We start from the raw sequence: 16,512 nt of genomic DNA, 5'->3' as shown, positions 1-16,512 counted from the left end.
GCGACGTCGGCGGGGCGGACGTACGGACGAAAGAGGCAACACCGTGAAGGCATCCGTCACCAAGGGCCTGGGCCAGGGCTTCGTCGTGGAGGAGATCGACCTCGCCGACCCGATCGGGCAGGAGGTCCGCGTCCAGGTGCGGGCCTCCGGCCTGTGCCACTCCGACCTGAGCGTCGCCACGTTCATCGGCGGCGAGTTCCCGGTCGTCCTGGGCCACGAGGTGGCCGGCCTGGTCACCGGGGTGGGGCCGCAGGTCACCCAGGTCCAGGTCGGCGACCACGTGGTCGGCAGCCTGATCCAGTACTGCGGCTCCTGCGTGAACTGCCTCAGCGGCCGCACCCACATCTGCCTGCGCCCCGAGGCCACGCTGCGCACGCCCGACCAGGGCCCCCGGCTGAGCCGGAACGGCGCGCCGGTGGCCCAGGGCATGGGCCTGGGCGGCTTCGCGCAGGAGGTGCTGGTCCACGAGAACCAGCTCGCCGTGGTGCCCGACGAGATGCCCTGGGCCCCCGCCGCACTGATCGGCTGCGGCGTGCTCACCGGCGCCGGGGCGGTCCTCAACAGCGCGGACGTCCGCCAGGGCGACACGGTCGTGGTCATCGGCGCCGGCGGCGTCGGCATGAACGCCGTCAGCGGCGCCCGGATCGCCGGGGCCGGCACCATCGTCGTGACCGACATCGAGGACGCCAAACTGGAGCGCGCCAAGGCGTTCGGCGCCACCCACGTGGTCAACTCCCGCACGGCCGACCCGGTCGAGGCCGTCCGCGAGATCACCGGCGGCGGCGCGGACCACGTCTTCGACTTCGTCGGCGCCCGCCCCGTCACCACCCAGGGCCTGCGGATGCTCGGCAAGGGCGGCGGCCTCTACCTGATCGGCGTCGGCGGCAGCGACGCGGGCGTCGAGGTCTCCGCGCTGGTCGCGCTCTCCCAGTCGCAGAAGGTGCAGGGCGTCTACATGGGCTCCTCCCACCTCAAGCGGGACATCCCCTTCTACGCCTCGATGTACCTCCAGGGCCGGATGAACCTCGACGACCTGGTCTCCAAGGAGATCGGCCTCGCCGACATCGAGGCCGGCTACGAGTCGCTGAAGGACGGCAGCACCGCGCGCGTCGTGATCACCGACTTCTCCTGACCCCCCGAGGACCCGGCCGGAGGCGGTTCCGGCCGGAGCCTCAGGCGCCGCCCGTCAGGGCCAGCGCCGCGGTGGCCAGGGCCACGCCGCCGACCGCGAGGACGGCTCCGGTGCCGGCCACGCTGCGCAGCGGCACCCGCAGGCCCGCGGAGCGGCAGCGCTCGTACCAGAGCAGGGTGGCCAGCGAGGCCCAGGGGGTGATCAGCGGGCCGATGTTGGTGCCGATCAGCAGGGCCAGCAGCTGCTGGTGGTTGCCGGGCGGGACGGCGGCCTCGCCGGCCAGGTAGACCGGCAGGTTGTTGAGCAGGTTGGACAGGCCCGCGCCGACCGCCGAGGCGCGGAACATGCCCACCGTCCCCGGATCGGTGCCGATCGCGGAGGCGAGCAGCCGGTGCAGGCCGTGCGCGTCCACGGTCTGCACCACCAGGAACATCCCGGGGACCATCACCAGCAGCCGCCAGGGCACCAGCGAGGCGCGCAGCGCCGCCGGGCGACGCACGGCGTAGGCCGCGACGGCCACCGCCGCCGCCCCGCCCGAGGCCGCCCACAGCGGGACGGCGGCCACCAGGCTGCAGACCAGGAACCCGGCGCAGGCCAGCGCGCAGATCCGGAACAGCACCCGGTCCGCGGGCGGCTGCACGGCCGGCGGCAGGTAGCCGTCCGCGCCCCGCCGCCCGCGCCGCCAGTAGAACCCCCACAGGCAGGCCGCGGTGGCGAGCAGCGCGGCCAGCTGCGGCGCCCACATCGCCCGGGCCAGCCCGGCACTGGAGAGCGCGACCCGGTCGGCGGCCAGCAGGTTGGTCAGGTTGGAGACCGGCAGCAGCAGGCTCGCCGTGTTGGCCAGCCAGACCGTGGTCATCGCCAGCGGGAGCGGCGCGATCCCCACCCGGGAGGCGAGCGCCAGCATCACGGGGGTGAGCAGCACCGCGGTGGTGTCCAGGTTCAGCACGGTCGTGGTGAGCGCGGCGAACCCCACGCACAGCACGAACAGCAGCGGGTAGCTGCCCCGGCCGGCCCGCGCCACCCGGGCCGAGATCACGTCGAACACCCCCGCGGCGCTGGTCAGCTCGGCCAGCACGATCACCGAGGCGAGGAAGGCGAGCAGCGGAGCGACCCGCTGCACCGCCGCCCCGGCGGAGTCCGCCGGGAGCAGACCGGTGGCGAGGAAGAGGAGGCCGAGGGCGAGCAGCCCGCCGGCCAGCAGGTCGAGCGGGTGCAGCCGCCGAACGGCGGGCCAGTACGCGAGCACGGGTGCCAGGGTCGCACAGTCGCCCCAGCAGGATCGACACGGCCCCGCCGGGACGCCCGCCCGCGCTGCCCGGGTGATGCGTGAACGCTCGCAGGGGTCGGGGTGAGTTCGACGGCTTGGTCCCACCGGCTTGGCGGCTGTCCCGGCCTGCCGGTCGGCGCCTGCTCGGTCCGCCCGCACCGGCCGTCCCCGTTCGGAGGGCTCGCTGTCCGCCGGTGGCGGCGAGGAGCGGCGGCCGCCGGGACGCCCGCCCGCGCTGCCCGGGCGGCGCGCGATCACCCGCAGGGGTCGGGGTGAGCTCGACGGCCTGGTCCCACCGGCTTGGCGGCTGTCCCGGCCTGCCGGTCGGCGCCTGCTCGGTCCGCCCGCACCGGCCGTCCCCGTTCGGAGGGCTCGCTGTCCGCCGGTGGCGGCGAGGAGCGGCGGCCGCCGGGACGCCCGCCCGCGCTGCCCGGGCGGCGCGCGATCACCCGCAGGGGTCGGGGTGAGCTCGACGGCCTGGTCCCACCGGTCCGGCGGCTGTCCCGGCCTGCCGGTCGGCGCCTGCTCGGTCCGTCCGCACCGGTCGGATCCGCCGGGGCGTCCCCCGTCCGGACGGCTCCGCCACCCTGCCCGGTGCCCCCCGACGGCTGGGCGGGCCTGCTGCCGTCCGGCGCTCACCAGTACGAGGCGGCGTGGCCGGGGGCGCCGGCACGTCGTCGGCCTGTGCCGCCCTGGGCCCGGCGAACCGGACCCCGGCGCTCGACCGGGTCGTCCGGCGAGATCCGGCCCTCGGCGGAGAGCTGCAGCACCACCGTGGCCACGAACGGCCGTCCGGCGCACCCCGCGCGAACGCGAGGTGCCGGCCCTGAGGGCCGAGGGGGAGGACGGCGCGGCCATCGCGGCCCGGCCGGTCATCACCGACAACGCCGTCCACCAGCGCATCGGCAACATCTTCGCCAAGCTCCACCTCCCCCCGACCGGCGGCGGCCACCGCCGCGTCCGCGCCGTGCTCGCCCACCTCGGCCGCGGCTGAGCGGGCGGCCGGACCCGGCGGCCGACGGAGTGTCGGCGGGGGTCGATAGGGTCGGCGGGACGGGTGGACGAACCGGGGGAGCGGGGCATGGAGGCGGAGCACGCGGAGCTGGTCCGGCAGGCGCGGGCCGACGGCATCGAGGCGCTGCTGGGCGGAGTGGCCGTCCTGGACGCGGGCGGGCGGGTCCTGCTGGTCCGGCGCCAGCCGGGCGACTACCTGGGCGGCCGGTGGGAGATCCCCGGCGGCTCGCTCGACCCCGAGGAGGCGCCGCGGGCCGGCGCGGCCCGCGAACTCGCGGAGGAGACCGGCCTCACCGGCCTCCCCCTGGCCTACCTGCACGCCGCCGACTTCACCGGCCGGGCCGGCGTCCGGGCCCGCCAGTTCGCCTACACCGCCACCGTCCCCGACGGCGCCCCCGTCACGCTCACCGAGCACGACGCCCACCGCTGGGCACCGCTCGACGCCCTCCCGGAGCTCAGCCCCCACCACCGGGAGATCCTCGACCGCCTGCCGAGGGCCTGACCGCCCACCAGGGGCGGCGCGGGTCCTGCGGCGAGGTGCGGTACCCGGCGGGCCCGGGGGATGCCGTCGACCGCGGCAGGCCGGGATCCGGCGGACACCCCCCGTCCGACGGCCGCGAACCGGCCGCTCCGCTCGCGCCCGGCCGGCTGCTGACCTTCCGTCACCGGCCCGAGCGGGACGGATCCCCCGGGCGGGGCCGGGTGCTGTCCGATCGGGTGACAGTGCGTCAACGAAGCGATAGGCGGGCCACCGCCCTGGTGATGACTGAGAGTGACCGTCGATCGGTTCGGCGGCCGTCCCGTCCCACGGGCGCCCCACCCCGGCAGGACCCGATCAGGAGAGACATGCCCCGCACACCCCGCCGCCTCCCGGCGGCCCTCGCCGTCCTCGCGAGCGTCCTCGCGCTGACCGCCGCCGCCCCGGCCCCCGCCCTCGCCCCCGCCGTTCCCCCCGGCCCGGCCGCCGCCGCGATGCCGCCCGCCGCCCGCGACGCCGACCCGGTCTGCACCGGCGCCGCCGGACCCGCCCTCCCGGTCACCGGCGGCACCGTCACCTGGTGCGAGACCGCCGCCGGCGGACGCCTCACCTACACCAACACCGGCCGCGCCCCCGCCGACCTCTCCCTGGTGGTCTACGACTGCGACGGCGGCAGGTCCCCCAACACCGACCCCGCCAAGTGCGCCGCCACCCTGCGCGGCACCAGCGACGTCATCTGGCGGCAGATCAAGCCCCAGCAGACCGTGTACGCCGACTTCGCCATCAAGAAGGGCTCCGACGCCCAGGTCTGGTACACCACCGACAGCACCGACCAGGCCACCGCCCTCCGACTGCTGGGGACGCCGTGGAACTCCTGACCCCCCGGCGCCCCGGGCGCGTCCTCGCCGCCGCCGTGCTGCTCACCGCCACCGCCCCGCTGGCCGCCGCCCCGCCCGCCGGGGCGCAGGAGTCCACCGTCCAGTGCGACGGCCAGTGGCACTTCGAACCCGACGGCGAACCCGTCTTCAAACGGGAGGTCGCCGACGAGTTCACCCTCGACAACCGCGACGGAACCGTCCCGATGGAGCGGACCGTGCGGACGAAGGAGGCCCTCAGCCGCAGCTACACCCGCCAGGCCGACCTCGGGCTCTCGACCGGCGCCGAGGCCGGGGCCGGCTTCCGGGCCTTCTCCGCCGGCCTGCAGGCCGCTCTCGGCGCCGACCACGGCTTCTCGGTCACCGAGAGCAACGCGATCGAGAAGGAGACCGAGCTCCGGCTGACCGCCGGGCCCGGCGTCGGCTACATCCGCTACGTCGGCCTCGAATCCGTCCAGGTCACCGGCGCCTACGAGCGGATCCTCGACTGCGACAAGCGGACCCGGCGCTACCAGCGGATCGGCCCGGTCACCGAAGAGGCCCCGCTCCGGGGCAAGGCCGTCTGGACCGAGACACTCCCCAACTCCAAGTGAGGAACCGCCCGATGCGCCCACGCCCGCTCGCCCTCGCCGCCGCCCTGCTGCTCGGCGCCGCCCCCGCCCTGGCCACCCCCGCGCTGGCCAGCCCCGCCCCCACGCCCCCCGTCCGGACCACCGGCGTCAGCAACCCGCCCGGCGTGCACGTCCTCAACGGCGACAGCCGCGCCGCCCGGCACGTCGACTGCCCGGCCGGCTGGGTCTGCCTCTACGACGGCGTCCACTACGACCACGCCGCCGTCGCCCTGCTGCCCGGCACCGAACTCACCGACACCGAACGCCTCGAACTCCCCGACGGCTCCCGGTTCACCGGCGCCGAGGGCATCTCCGCCTGGGTCAACAACTCGCCCGTCGCCTACTGCTGGTACCCCGGCAAGGACTACGCGGGCACCGCCACCGCGATGGCCCCCGCCGCCTCCGGCAACGCCTACAACGACGCCCTCAAGTCGCTCCGCCCGTGCTGAACCGATCCTGCTCCAGGAGCCGCATGAACCCCCTCCACCGGCGCGCCGCCGCCGCGGCCGCCGCCCTCGCCGCGGCCGCCGTCCTCACCGCCACCAGCACCCAGGCGCACTCCTCGCCCGTGCGCGCCACCCCGGCCCCGGCCCCGGCCGCCACCGTCGCCGCCGCCGACCCCGGCGCCCGGGCCGAACGGCTGTGGGCGGTCGAGGGCGACGGCCAGCGGGTGCCCGCCGGACAGCAGGCGCCCGTCCGGCTCAAGGTGCGCGCCGTCGACGGCGACCGCCACCCCGTACCGGGCGCCACCGTGCACTTCTCCGCCCCCGGATCCGGCCTGAAGTTCCCCGACGGCGGCGCCGACGCGGACGCCGTCACCGACGCCGACGGGTACGCCCTCGCCCCCGCGCTGAGCGCCGCCGGGGCGCCCGGCCCCGACCTGGTCACCGCCGCCGTCGGCGAACGGGCCCAGGTCGCCTTCGAGGTCACCGTCCAGTGACCGGGAACGGCAGCAGCGCGAACCGGCCCCCGCGGCGCCCCACCCGGTCGCGCCACCTGCGGCTGGCCGCCACCGCCGCCGCGACCGCCGCGGTCGCCGTCGGCACCACCGCCGCCGCCCTCGCCGACCCCGCACCGGGCGCCGCCCGGACCGTCGCCCCGCGCTGGGAGTACCGCTGGGCCGTCGTCCAGCCCGGCGGCCGCACCGTCGGCGACCTCGAACGACTCGGCGCGGAAGGCTGGGAGGCGGTCGGCCCCGTCAACGAGGACGGCGCCGACCGGTGGAACCTCCTGCTGAAGCGGCAACTCCCCGGCAGCTGACCCCGCACCGCGCGCCACCCGCCGCGCACCCCGTGCCGCACGCCCCGTACCGTGACGCCCCGTCGGCCCCGCGCCCCCGCCCGGCCGCCGGGGCGTCAGCGGTCCGCAGCCGACCCTCGGCGAGCCGTCAGCGGTCAGTGCCCCGGATCGTCGGGGCGCAGCGCGATGTGGTCGGCGGCGAGGTCGGCGGCGACCCGGTGCTCCATGCCGAGGGCGGCCAGGAAGGCGGCCGGGAGCTGGACCCGGCCGGTGCGGTCGAGCATCACGTACTCGCGTTCGCTGGTGGTCTCGGTGCCGTGCTCGTCGACCTCGGTGCGGCGCAGCACCTCGCTGGCGGTGCGGCCGTCCCGGATCGCCACCGAGCGGCGCACCTCGCCCGCCACCATCGGGTCGTGGGTGACGATCACCACCGTCGCCCCCAGCTCCCGGTTGACGGTCCGGAAGGCGTGGAAGACGCCCGCCGCCGTCTCGGTGTCCAACTCGCCGGTCGGCTCGTCCGCCAGCAGCACCGACGGGTCGTTGGCCATCGCCACCGCGATCGCCACCCGCTGCTGCTGCCCGCCGGACAGCTCGGCCGGGCGGCGGTGCGCCAGATCGCCGATCTCCAGCGCCTCCAGCAGCTCGGCCACCCGCTGCCCGCGCCGCCGGGCCGCCGCCGGGGTCGAACGCCCGCCGCGCAGCTGCACCGGCAGCGCCACGTTCTGCGCCGCCGTCAGGAAGGGCATCAGGTTGCGGGCGGTCTGCTGCCAGACGAAACCCACCACCTCGCGGCGGTAGCGCAGCCGCTCCTTGGCCGACATCGCCAGCAGGTCGCAGCCGTCCACCCGGGCCGAACCCGCCGTCGGCGTCTCCAGACCCGCCAGGATGTTCAGCAGCGTCGACTTGCCGCTGCCGGACGCGCCCACCAGCGCCACCAGGTCACCCCGGTCCACCGTCAGGTCCAGGCCCTGCAGCGCCTGCACCTCCACCTTGTCCGCGGTGAAGATCTTCACCACCCGGTCGCAGGCGATCGCCGCGTCCGCCCCGTAGCGCCGGGGCGCGGCCGCGGCCAGGGCCCGGCCGCGCAGCTCGTCCAGGCTCGGGACGGCCGGGCCGCCGGAAGTGGGTTCGGTGCTCAACGTTCTCCTCCTGCAAGGAAGTCGGGACGGGGGACAGCGAGGGGGCCGGAGGTCAGCGGTCCTCCCCGGCCCGGAGCTCGACCGCGATCTGGCGGCGGCCCGACACCAGCGCCTCCACCAGCACGGTGGCCGCGAACAGCGCCGCCAGCGCCAGCGACCAGGTCGCCGCCGCCCGCACGGACGGGGAGACGCCGCCCGGAGCGGGCAGCCCCACCAGCGCCGACAGGTCCACCGCCGGACCGAGCAGCAGCGCCGCGCCGACCGCCAGCAGGCCGCCCGCGCCCGCCGCGCCCAGCGCCGTCGGCAGCGACTCCAGCAGCACCACCGCCAACGCCTGCCGGGGCCGCAGCCCCATCGTGCGCAGCCGGGCCAGCACCGCCGCCCGCTCCGGACCGGACCGCACCAGCGTCAGCAGCACCGCCAGCACCGCGAACGCCCCCGCCGCCGCCACCGACCAGGCGAACACCCGGGCCGCCGAACGCTGCAGCGGATCCGCCGCCAGCCGCTCCACCTCCTCCGCGCCCGTGCGCACCGCGTACGCCCCGCCCTCCGGCGCCGCCGCCGGATCCAGCCGCCCCAGCAGCTCCCGCAACTGCGGCGCGCGCAGCTCGCCCGAGCCCAGCCACAGGTTGGCCGCCGCCAGCGACGGGACCAGCGCCGAAGCCTGCCGCACCGGCAGCACCACCGCCTCACCGGTGCCCAGCGCCGGAGCACCCCCGGCCGGCAGCGTCCCCGCCAGCCGGAAGGACAGCACCGACTGGCCGGTGTGCAGCGGGTGCGAGGCCGTCCCCAGCCGCCCGGCCAGCCCCGGCGTCACCAGCGCGGGCACCCCGTCCGCCCCGCCGCCCGCCAGCGCGCCCGCCGCCACCTCCGGCTGCCCGTTGCGGCGGGCCAGCGCCGCGTACTGCTCCGGATCGACCACCAGCAGCGTCACGCCCGACAGCACCGTCCCGTCCGGCGCGGCCACCGACGCCGCCCGGTCCGCCCACGCCGACACGCCCGCCCGGGCGCCCGGCAGCCCGGCCGCCGCCCCGGCGAACCCGTCCGGCAGCACCGTCCGGGCCGTCACCCGGGCGTCCGCGCCGGTCTCCGCCCGCACCGCGCGCAGCCGGCCCGCGTCCACCGAGGACAGCACCGTCGCCCCGAAACCCGCCGTGGTCACCGCCAGCAGCAGCGCCAGCAACGGCAGCACCGCCGGACGCGAGCCCCGCGCCAGCGCCAGGAAACCCACCGCCCCCGGACGGCGCGCCGCCCCGCGCGAGGCCGCGCCCACCAGCAGCGGCAGCACCCGGGCCAGCAGCACCGCGCCCGCCAGCGCGATCAGCAGCGGCGCCGCCACCAGCAGCAGGTCCACGCCCCCGCCCGCCGGCGCCACCCCGCGCCGGCGCACCGCGACCACCGCCGCCACCGCCAGCACCAGCACCGACAGCTCCGCCACCACCCGCCGCCGGCCCGCCGCCGCACCCGCCCGCGGGAACAGCGCCGCCCGCACCGGGAACACCAGCAGCGCCACCGCCGCCGCCACGCCCGCCGCCAGCACCGACCCGCCCCAGCGCGGCGAGGGCAGCAGCACCAGCGCCGCCGCGGTGCCCAGCACCGCCGCCGGCAGCACCGTCACCGCGCCCTCGCCCAGCAGCCGCCGCAGCACCCCGCCGCGCGAAGCCCCGCGCGCCCGCAGCAGCCGCAACTCGCCCGCCCGCCGCTCACCGGCCAGCGCCGCCGCCAGCAGCAGCACCGTCAACGCCACCCCCGCCGCGCCCGCCGGGCCCAGCACCGCCAGCGGCGCCACCGCCGCCCGCCGCCCGGCCGCCGTCTCCAGCAGCGCCGACAGCTGCGAACGCACCTGCAGGTCCGGCCGCTCCGAGGCCACCTGCAACTCGGTGCGCTGCGGGCCGCCGGTCAGCGCACCGACCGCCGCCCGCCACTGCGGCAGCTCGTCGGCCCGCGCCGCCGACACGTCCACCGGCACCCGGACGAAGTCCTGCGGCGACTTGCCCGACCAGAACCCCAGGTCCGCCAGCTCGCCCGGCCCCACCAGGGCCGCCGCCCGCCAGTACTGGGTCCGCTCGCCCAGCGCGACCGTCGAACTCAGGCACGCCTCGACCAGGCAGTCCGTGCCCGCCCAGAACGGCGAGGTTGGATCGGCGGCCGCGAACAGCCCCACCACCGTCGCCCGGAAGTGCTTCGGTGGCGACAGCGAGGCGTCCGTGCCCGCGTCCAGCACCGCGCCCACCGACACCCCGAAGGTCCGCGCCACCCGCTCCGACAGCGCCACCTCGAAGTCCGCGCCGTCCGTCGCGGCCGGCCAGCGGCCCGCCGTCAGCGCCGAACGGCCGTCCACCCCGTGCAGGTACGCCAGACCCAGCACCGGCGCCATGCCGTTCGGACGCGGCAGCTCCGGGCCCGGCAGCGAACGGTCCGCCAGCGTGGTCGAGCCGTACACCGCCCCCAGCCCGGTCGGCCGCAGCGGCCCCGACAGCCGGCGCACCGTCTCCTGCGCCAGCACGTCCAACTGCCGGGCCGGGGAACCGCCGCCCTGCGCGCCCAGCCGCAGCGAGGTCGCCGTCACCACCGCGCCGTCCCGGCCGGCCGCCCGCAACTGCTCGCGCAGCGCACCGTCCGCACTGCGGTCCAGCGCCCGCGGCAGCGCCGCCGCCAGGAACACCGCCACCAGCACCAGCGCCGCCGTCAGCCACGCCGACGCCCGGGCCGCGCGCAGCCGGGTGCGGACCCACGGCGCCACGGCGGGCGGGGTGCTCACATCTCCTCCAGGTCGGACGGGTCGGACAGGGCGGACGGGGCGGACGGTGGAACGCTTCGACGGGGACGGCACGCTCACGGCTCCTCCACGCCGCGCAGCCGGGCACCCAGGTCGCGCCCGCGCCGCCCCACCAGCAGGGCCGGCAGCAGCAGCGCCGCCGCCGTCACCACCGCCAGCGCCGCCACCTGCCCCAGCGGCAGCCGCACCAGCACCGCCGGCAGCGGCCGGGCCGCCGCCGGAGTCAGCACCACCAGCGGCACCACCAGGTGCACCAGCGCGGTGCCCAGCAGCAGACCGGTGCCCACGCCCAGCACCGCCAGCACGCCCTGCTCCGCCGCCACCGTCCGCAGCAGCCGCCGCCGCGGCGCGCCCAGCGCCGCCAGCACCGCGAACTCCCGGGCCCGCTCCGCCACCGCACCCGCCGCCGACGCCGCGCAGCCGATCGCCGCCAGCACCACCGCCGCCACCGCCAGCGCGGCCAGCGCCGACTGCGGGGCCGCGCCCAGCGGCTCGCCGCGCAGCGCCGCCGCGACCGCCTCCTGCTCCAGCGCGCGCTGCGCGAACGGCGCGGCGCGCAACTCGGCGGCGGCCCGGCGCGGGGCGTCGTCCCCCGCCCCGGCGGCGGGCAGCCACCACTCGGACGGGGCCGCGGCGGGCTCCCCGCGCGCGTCCAGGTTGCGGTCGACGGCCGCCAGGTCCAGGGCGACGCCCGGCCCCTCGGTCGCGGGCAGCGCCGCCACCGCCGCCGTCACCCGCGCCTGCAGGGTCACCGTGCCGAACGGCACCGGGACCTGCTGGCCGACCTTCGCGCCCACCGCCGCCAGGTACGACTCGGTGGCCACCGCGGACAGCTCCGGCGCGGCGGGCAGGTCGGCGGGGGCCAGCACGAGGTGCCGGGACCCGCCGGAGGCCGCCGGCCAGGACACCGAGGGCAGCCGGTCGGCGCCGGTGGTGACCGTCGCGCCGGAGCCGCCGGAGCCTCCGGAACCCCCGGAACGGCCCGCGGCACCCGAGGCGCCCGCGGCACCCGACCCGCCCGAGCCGTCCAGCGACCAGTCGGCGGTGGGCGCGGCCGCCGCCGAGAGGCGGTCCACGCTCAGCCGCCCGGCCGACCCCGGCACCTCCAGCGCCAGACCGACCAGGGTCAGCGGGCCCGCCAGGCGCCCGTTCGGACCGTCCGCCGCCAGGTCCACGCCCACGTGCTGCGCGCCGCCGGTCAGCGCCGGCACCGCCACCGGGTAGGTCAGCCCGAAGCGGTCGCGCACCAGCAGCGACAGCGCGGGCGACCCCTGCGCCGTGACGTCCAGCTCCACCCGCTCCGGCAGCGGCACGCCGCCCCGCGCGGTGGAGGCCAGCGGGCCGAACACCTGCCGCGCGTCCCGCCCGCCGAACAGGTCGGCCCGCACCGGCAGGTGCGCGGCGGCCCGCCCCGCGTCCAGCAGCAGCACCGTCGCCGCCGCGCCCTGCGGCAGCGGCACGTCCCGCCGGGCCACCGGCACGATCCGCTCCCCGCCCGGCAGCGCCGCGTAGACGCCGCCCTGCCCGGCCGCCGGGAGCGAGGAGGCGGTGATCCGCAGACCGCCCGCCGTCGCGAACGCCGCCCGGTCGTGCTGCGACCCGGACCAGGACGCCCGCTGGCCGATCGCCAGCATCCCCACCGACACCGCCAGCACCAGCAGCAGCACCGGCCCCGCCGCCCGGCCCGGACGGCGCGCCAACTGCCAGCCCGCCAGCGCCGACCCCAGCCCCGTCGTCCGCGCCGCCCACCGCTCGCCCAGCCGCGACACCGGCGGCAGCAGCCGCAGCACCAGCACCGTGCCCGCGCACAGCGCCAGCGTCGGCGCCACCACCAGCAGCGGATCCACCCCGTGCGAGACCCCCGAGTACCGCGCCAGCTGCCGGTACGCCACCACCGCCAGCGCCAGCAGCGCCACGTCCGCGCCCGAACGCAGCACCGAGGACACCCGGGCCTGCCGCCGCCCGGCCCGGCGCAGCACCGCCGCACCCGCCGAACGGGCCAGCGGCGGCAGCGCCGTCAGCAGCACGCACCCCAGCGCGCAGGCCACCGCCACCGGCCACACCAGCCACGGCAGCGCGCCGTCCGGCCCCGCGCCCGCCAGCGGACCGGTCGCCGCCAGCAGCCGCACCAGCCACGGCGTCAGCAGCGGCGCGAGCAGCGCCGCCGGCACCGCCAGCAGCACCGCCTCGCCCGCCGCGAACGCGCCCACCCGCCCGCGCGAGGCGCCGCGCGAGAGCAGCAGCCGGTTCTCCGCCTCCTGCCGGTCCGCCAGCAGGTGCACCACCAGCAGCAGCGCCGCGCCCGCCAGCACCGCCAACTGCAGCGCGCCCACCAGCAGCGTCGAACGCGCCACCTGCGCGCCCGACTCCAACTCGCCCAGCAGCACGTCCAGTTCGGTGCCCGCGGTCAGCGCCGCGTCCCGCTCCAGCGCCGCCCCCGCCGGGGCGACCCGCTCGCGCAGCGCCGCCGCCGCGCCCGGGGTGAGCCCCGCGAAGTCCGCCCGCAGCAGCCAGCCGCGGCTCGCCTGCGCCACCGCGCCCGAGGTGAACACCGCGTCGTCCACCAGCAGCGGCCCGTACGTGGTGTACGCCAGCACCTGCACGCCGCGCCCCGCCGCCGGGTCGGTGCGCCAGTACGGGTCGGACGGGTCGGCGGCCCGGTAGACGCCGGTCACCTCCACCGCCAGCGGCGCGCCGGTGAAGCGGTCGGTCAGTTCCAGCCGGGCGGGCAGCACCGCCGCGTCCAGGCCCAGGCCCGCCAGCGCGTTCTGCGGGACGGCGGCCTGGACGAGGGGCGTGCCGCCGGTCGGCCAGCTGCCGGAGAGCAGCGAGGCGCGGTCGCGGTCGAGGGCGGCCAGCACCGTCAGGTCGGGCCGGTCGGCGGCCCCCGGCAGGCCGTAGGAGCGGCTGCGGGCCACGCTCTCCACGTCGACCGGCAGCGGGCCGAACAGCCCGCGGGCGTAGTCGGCGACCGCCGCGTCGTCCCGGGAGCGGTCTGCCGCCGGGCGGTCGCCGCCCACCAGCACGGTCGCCCGGGTCGCGCCCGCGCCCTGCAGCGCGCGCCGCAGTCCGGCCTCCGCCGCCCCGCGGTCGAAGGCGACCAGCGCGGTCAGCACCGAGGTGGTGATCAGCACGGTCAGCAGCGCGGCCGCGGCCAGCGGCAGCCGCCCGCGCAGCCGGCGCACGACGAAGCCGGTCATCGCTGTCCTTCTCCCGTTCCCCCGGCGCCCTCCGGTGCCGCGTGCACCGGATAGCGGACGATGGTGTCACATCGAACGGACGATCGAGAAGGATCTTGGGCGAACCGTTGCCGAGGGGAGACCTGCGGGCCAGGCGCGTGACGTGCGGGGACGGGGGAGCGGCGAGGGTCCGGCGGGCTTCGGCGGGTCGGCGGGAAAGGGCGGGGCGAGGGTAGGGGGAGGTTCGAGGGGCGGACGGCACGGGCAGGTCCCCGCCGATCCCGTCCACTGCTCGAACTCCCACCACTCGCGGAGGCCGTCGAATGAAGCGCACGACCTGGGCTGCCGGACCGACCGTCCTGGCCATGGTGTCGCTCGCCCTGTCCACCACCGCCGGCCCGGCGTCCGCGGCCCCCGCGGCCGGAGGCGCGACCGGGAGCACGGCCGCCGGGTGCACCTACACCGCGGCCGTGCCCGCCGACAACTTCAAGGGCATCCCGGTCTTCGACGCCGAGCGGGCCGCCAAGCCCTACAGCGCCACCCTCCGCACCAGCCAGGGCGCGATCACCTTCCGGGCGCTCACCGACCAGGCCCCCTGCACCACCTACTCGTTCCGCTTCCTCGCCGAGCGCGACTACTTCGACCGCACCCACTGCCACCGCCTCACCACCCAGCGGCTCTACGTCCTGCAGTGCGGCGACCCGACCGGCACCGGCAGCGGCGGCCCCGGCTACTCCTTCCCCGACGAGAACCTGACCGGCGCCACCTACCCCGCCGGCACCGTCGCGATGGCCAACGCCGGGCCGGACACCAACGGCAGCCAGTTCTTCATCGTCTGGAAGGACACCAAGCTCTCCCCGGCCTACACCCCCTTCGGCCGGGTCACCGCCGGACTCGACGTCCTGCAGAAGATCGCCGCCGGCGGCGAGGACGACCAGAACGGCCCCGGCGACGGCTTCCCGACACTGCCCGTCGACATCCGCGACGTCCGGATCTCCAAGCGCTGAGCGGGCGCGTCACGCCCCGGCGGCACCCGCCGCCGGGGCCAGCGCCCCGCACAGGTGGTTGCCCGGGTCCGCCGGATCCGCGCTGATCCAGAACTGCGCCCACAGCTCGGTGAACTCCGCCCGGGAGAGGAAGCCGTCGCCGTCCAGGTCGACCAGCTCGAACACGCCGGTGGTGTCGGTCGGCCGCCCGTTCCACACCTCCACCAGGCGGCGGTGCTCCTCCCGGGAGATCCGGCCGTCGCCGTTCTCGTCGATCGCCTCGAAGACGGTGTCCGCCGTCGTGGTCACCGCCTCCCGCATCTCCGGCAGCCGGTCCACCATGGCCAGGATCTCGTCCATGTCCACCAGCCCGTCGCCGTTGGTGTCCGCCGCCTCGTACAGCGCGTCCCACCAGCCGAGCATCACCCGCTCCACCCGGGCCGCCAGCTCCGGATCCGCCGCCACCCGGGGCAGCCGCCCCCAGCGGTCCGCCAGCGCCCGGAAGTCCTCCTGATCGAGGTAGCCGTTCCCGTCCGCGTCGAACGCGTGGAACATGCCGGTCAACTTGTACCGCTGGAACTCGCTCGCCATGGCCGTGCCCTTCCCTGGAACCGCTCGCGACCTGCGGGGGTGATCCTTTCCACCGCGGCCCGGGCTACGGCAGCGCGCGGTCGCACGCCGCACGGACCCCCGCGCGCCGGGGGAGCGCGGAGCCGCCCGCACGCCGGTGCCCCCCCGCACGCCGGTGCCCCGCGACCGCGCCGACGGCGCCGAACCCCGCCCGACCGGGACCGGCCTGTCGGCGGGTCCGGAACTGCGGCTATTGTGGCCCGCGCGCCGCACACACGGCGTCAAGTACCGGTGCTACAGCAAGAAGAGGGGTGGGTCCGGTGGCGGACATCGAAGCGGCACGGACGGCATTCGCACGCCTGGACGTCGACGGCGACGGGCGGGTCACCGCGCGCGAGTACAAGACGGTCATGGCCCAGCTCGGCGACTACCACGTCACCGAGACGGTCGCCCAGGCGATCATCAACGCCAAGGACGCCAACGGCGACGGCAAGCTCTCCTTCGAGGAGTTCTGGGCCTCCGTCCAGAACTGACCCCGGCCCCGTCCCGCCCCCCTCCGCCCGGAGGGGGGCGGTGAGGCGCGCCACACCCCACCGCCCCGACCAGGCACAACGCCCCGGCCCCGGCCGCCGGGCTTGGCGGCCGGCCCCCGACCGTCGTACAACTGGCGGATGCGCCCGAAGGACCCGCGCCAACGCCACCTCGCCGCCAGCGCCGCCGCGCCCAGCTACCCCGAGGTCGGCGCCACCGCGGCCGCCGCCCTGCCGCCCGGCTACTCCTGGCTGCGCCGACGCGTCCACCTCGGCCACGGCCGGGCCGTCCTGGAGCGCGCGGGCGGGTACGTCCTCGGCTGGGGCGCGCAGCTCGGCTCGGGCTTCGCCGTCCACCCGGCAGCGGCCCGCACCGCCCCCGGAACCACCGTCCTGCTCCGGATCGGCCTGCCCGGGCTGCGCCTGCCCCGGCTGGTCATCCCCTGCCGGGTGGTCTGGGCCGTCGAGACCCCCGACCGGATCGGCTTCGCCTACGGCACCCTGCCCGGGCACCCCGAGTGCGGCGAGGAGTCCTTCACGGTGAGCATGGACGCGGACGGCGAGGTGTGGTTCGAGGTCGTCGCCTTCTCCCGGCTCGCCGCCTGGTACGCCCGGCTCGGCCGCCCCGTCGCGCTCCTCCTCCAGCACCTGGCGATCGAACGCTACCTGCGGGTGGTCGCCCGCGCGGCCGCGGCGCCCTGAGCGGGACG

At 77.7% G+C, this 16,512-nt stretch carries 17 protein-coding genes; 11 read left to right on the top strand and 6 right to left on the bottom strand.

The features are described from left to right. The first annotated feature begins 43 nt into the window (after positions 1-43). On the top strand, positions 44-1,132 hold the full coding sequence (locus ABD345_RS14160; protein ID WP_344552384.1) for a zinc-binding dehydrogenase: 1,089 nt from the start codon (positions 44-46) through the stop codon (positions 1,130-1,132). 40 nt (positions 1,133-1,172) lie between these two features. Here the strand turns inward: ABD345_RS14160 and ABD345_RS14155 are convergent, their stop codons facing one another. Both ABD345_RS14155 and ABD345_RS14150 read right to left on the bottom strand, forming a co-directional pair. Beyond that, positions 1,173-2,381, bottom strand: coding sequence for an ArsB/NhaD family transporter (locus tag ABD345_RS14155; RefSeq protein ID WP_344552382.1), 1,209 nt, complete (start codon positions 2,379-2,381; stop codon positions 1,173-1,175). Positions 2,382-3,037: 656 nt separating this feature from the next. Continuing rightward, on the bottom strand, positions 3,038-3,184 hold the full coding sequence (locus ABD345_RS14150; RefSeq protein WP_344552381.1) for a hypothetical protein: 147 nt from the start codon (positions 3,182-3,184) through the stop codon (positions 3,038-3,040). Between the two features lie 35 nt (positions 3,185-3,219). Between ABD345_RS14150 and ABD345_RS14145 the strand changes: the two genes are divergently transcribed. The 7 genes from ABD345_RS14145 (at position 3,220) to ABD345_RS14115 (ending at position 6,640) form a co-directional block, all read left to right on the top strand. After that, entirely contained in the window at positions 3,220-3,396 is a 177-nt protein-coding gene (locus ABD345_RS14145; protein ID WP_344552380.1) for a hypothetical protein, read from the top strand. Positions 3,397-3,483: 87 nt separating this feature from the next. Next, a complete protein-coding gene (locus ABD345_RS14140; protein ID WP_344552379.1) occupies positions 3,484-3,918 on the top strand; it encodes an NUDIX hydrolase in 435 nt (144 codons plus the stop codon). A 344-nt stretch (positions 3,919-4,262) separates the two neighbouring features. Then, a complete protein-coding gene (locus tag ABD345_RS14135) occupies positions 4,263-4,772 on the top strand; it encodes a hypothetical protein (RefSeq protein WP_344552378.1) in 510 nt (169 codons plus the stop codon). Next, positions 4,760-5,362: a hypothetical protein gene (locus ABD345_RS14130; RefSeq protein ID WP_344552377.1), complete on the top strand. Its 603-nt coding sequence runs from the start codon at positions 4,760-4,762 to the stop codon at positions 5,360-5,362. Before ABD345_RS14135 ends, ABD345_RS14130 begins: the two co-directional genes overlap by 13 nt. An 11-nt stretch (positions 5,363-5,373) precedes the next feature. Further along, a complete protein-coding gene (locus tag ABD345_RS14125; protein WP_344552376.1) occupies positions 5,374-5,829 on the top strand; it encodes a peptidase inhibitor family I36 protein in 456 nt (151 codons plus the stop codon). Positions 5,830-5,852: 23 nt separating this feature from the next. Then, complete coding sequence (locus ABD345_RS14120) at positions 5,853-6,320, top strand: hypothetical protein (protein ID WP_344552375.1); 468 nt, start codon at positions 5,853-5,855, stop codon at positions 6,318-6,320. Continuing rightward, positions 6,317-6,640: a hypothetical protein gene (locus ABD345_RS14115; RefSeq protein WP_344552374.1), complete on the top strand. Its 324-nt coding sequence runs from the start codon at positions 6,317-6,319 to the stop codon at positions 6,638-6,640. The genes ABD345_RS14120 and ABD345_RS14115 overlap by 4 nt, the downstream gene beginning before the upstream one ends. Before the next feature lie 134 nt (positions 6,641-6,774). Here ABD345_RS14115 and ABD345_RS14110 read toward each other — a convergent pair whose 3' ends face one another. The 3 genes from ABD345_RS14110 to ABD345_RS14100 all read right to left on the bottom strand — a co-directional run bounded on the left by ABD345_RS14110 (position 6,775) and on the right by ABD345_RS14100 (position 13,737). Continuing rightward, positions 6,775-7,758: an ABC transporter ATP-binding protein gene (locus ABD345_RS14110; protein ID WP_380271617.1), complete on the bottom strand. Its 984-nt coding sequence runs from the start codon at positions 7,756-7,758 to the stop codon at positions 6,775-6,777. A 52-nt stretch (positions 7,759-7,810) separates the two neighbouring features. Then, on the bottom strand, positions 7,811-10,519 hold the full coding sequence (locus ABD345_RS14105) for a hypothetical protein (RefSeq protein ID WP_344552373.1): 2,709 nt from the start codon (positions 10,517-10,519) through the stop codon (positions 7,811-7,813). Between the two features lie 74 nt (positions 10,520-10,593). Further along, positions 10,594-13,737, bottom strand: a complete 3,144-nt coding sequence (locus ABD345_RS14100; protein WP_344552372.1) for an FtsX-like permease family protein — start codon at positions 13,735-13,737, stop codon at positions 10,594-10,596. 302 nt (positions 13,738-14,039) lie between these two features. Between ABD345_RS14100 and ABD345_RS14095 the strand changes: the two genes are divergently transcribed. After that, positions 14,040-14,723: a peptidylprolyl isomerase gene (locus ABD345_RS14095; RefSeq protein WP_344552371.1), complete on the top strand. Its 684-nt coding sequence runs from the start codon at positions 14,040-14,042 to the stop codon at positions 14,721-14,723. Positions 14,724-14,732: 9 nt separating this feature from the next. Here the strand turns inward: ABD345_RS14095 and ABD345_RS14090 are convergent, their stop codons facing one another. Then, complete coding sequence (locus ABD345_RS14090) at positions 14,733-15,293, bottom strand: EF-hand domain-containing protein (RefSeq protein WP_344552370.1); 561 nt, start codon at positions 15,291-15,293, stop codon at positions 14,733-14,735. A 299-nt stretch (positions 15,294-15,592) separates the two neighbouring features. On the opposite strand from ABD345_RS14090, the gene ABD345_RS14085 reads away from it, so the two are divergent. After that, positions 15,593-15,805, top strand: a complete 213-nt coding sequence (locus ABD345_RS14085; RefSeq protein WP_344552369.1) for an EF-hand domain-containing protein — start codon at positions 15,593-15,595, stop codon at positions 15,803-15,805. A 138-nt stretch (positions 15,806-15,943) separates the two neighbouring features. Further along, positions 15,944-16,504, top strand: a complete 561-nt coding sequence (locus tag ABD345_RS14080) for a DUF1990 domain-containing protein (protein WP_344552368.1) — start codon at positions 15,944-15,946, stop codon at positions 16,502-16,504. Positions 16,505-16,512 lie beyond the last annotated feature (8 nt).

Source organism: Kitasatospora saccharophila (assembly GCF_039529925.1).
GTDB classification, from domain to species: domain Bacteria; phylum Actinomycetota; class Actinomycetes; order Streptomycetales; family Streptomycetaceae; genus Kitasatospora; species Kitasatospora saccharophila.
The sequence above is the reverse complement of the archived record's forward strand: the minus strand, read 5'-3'. Positions and strand labels throughout refer to the sequence as shown.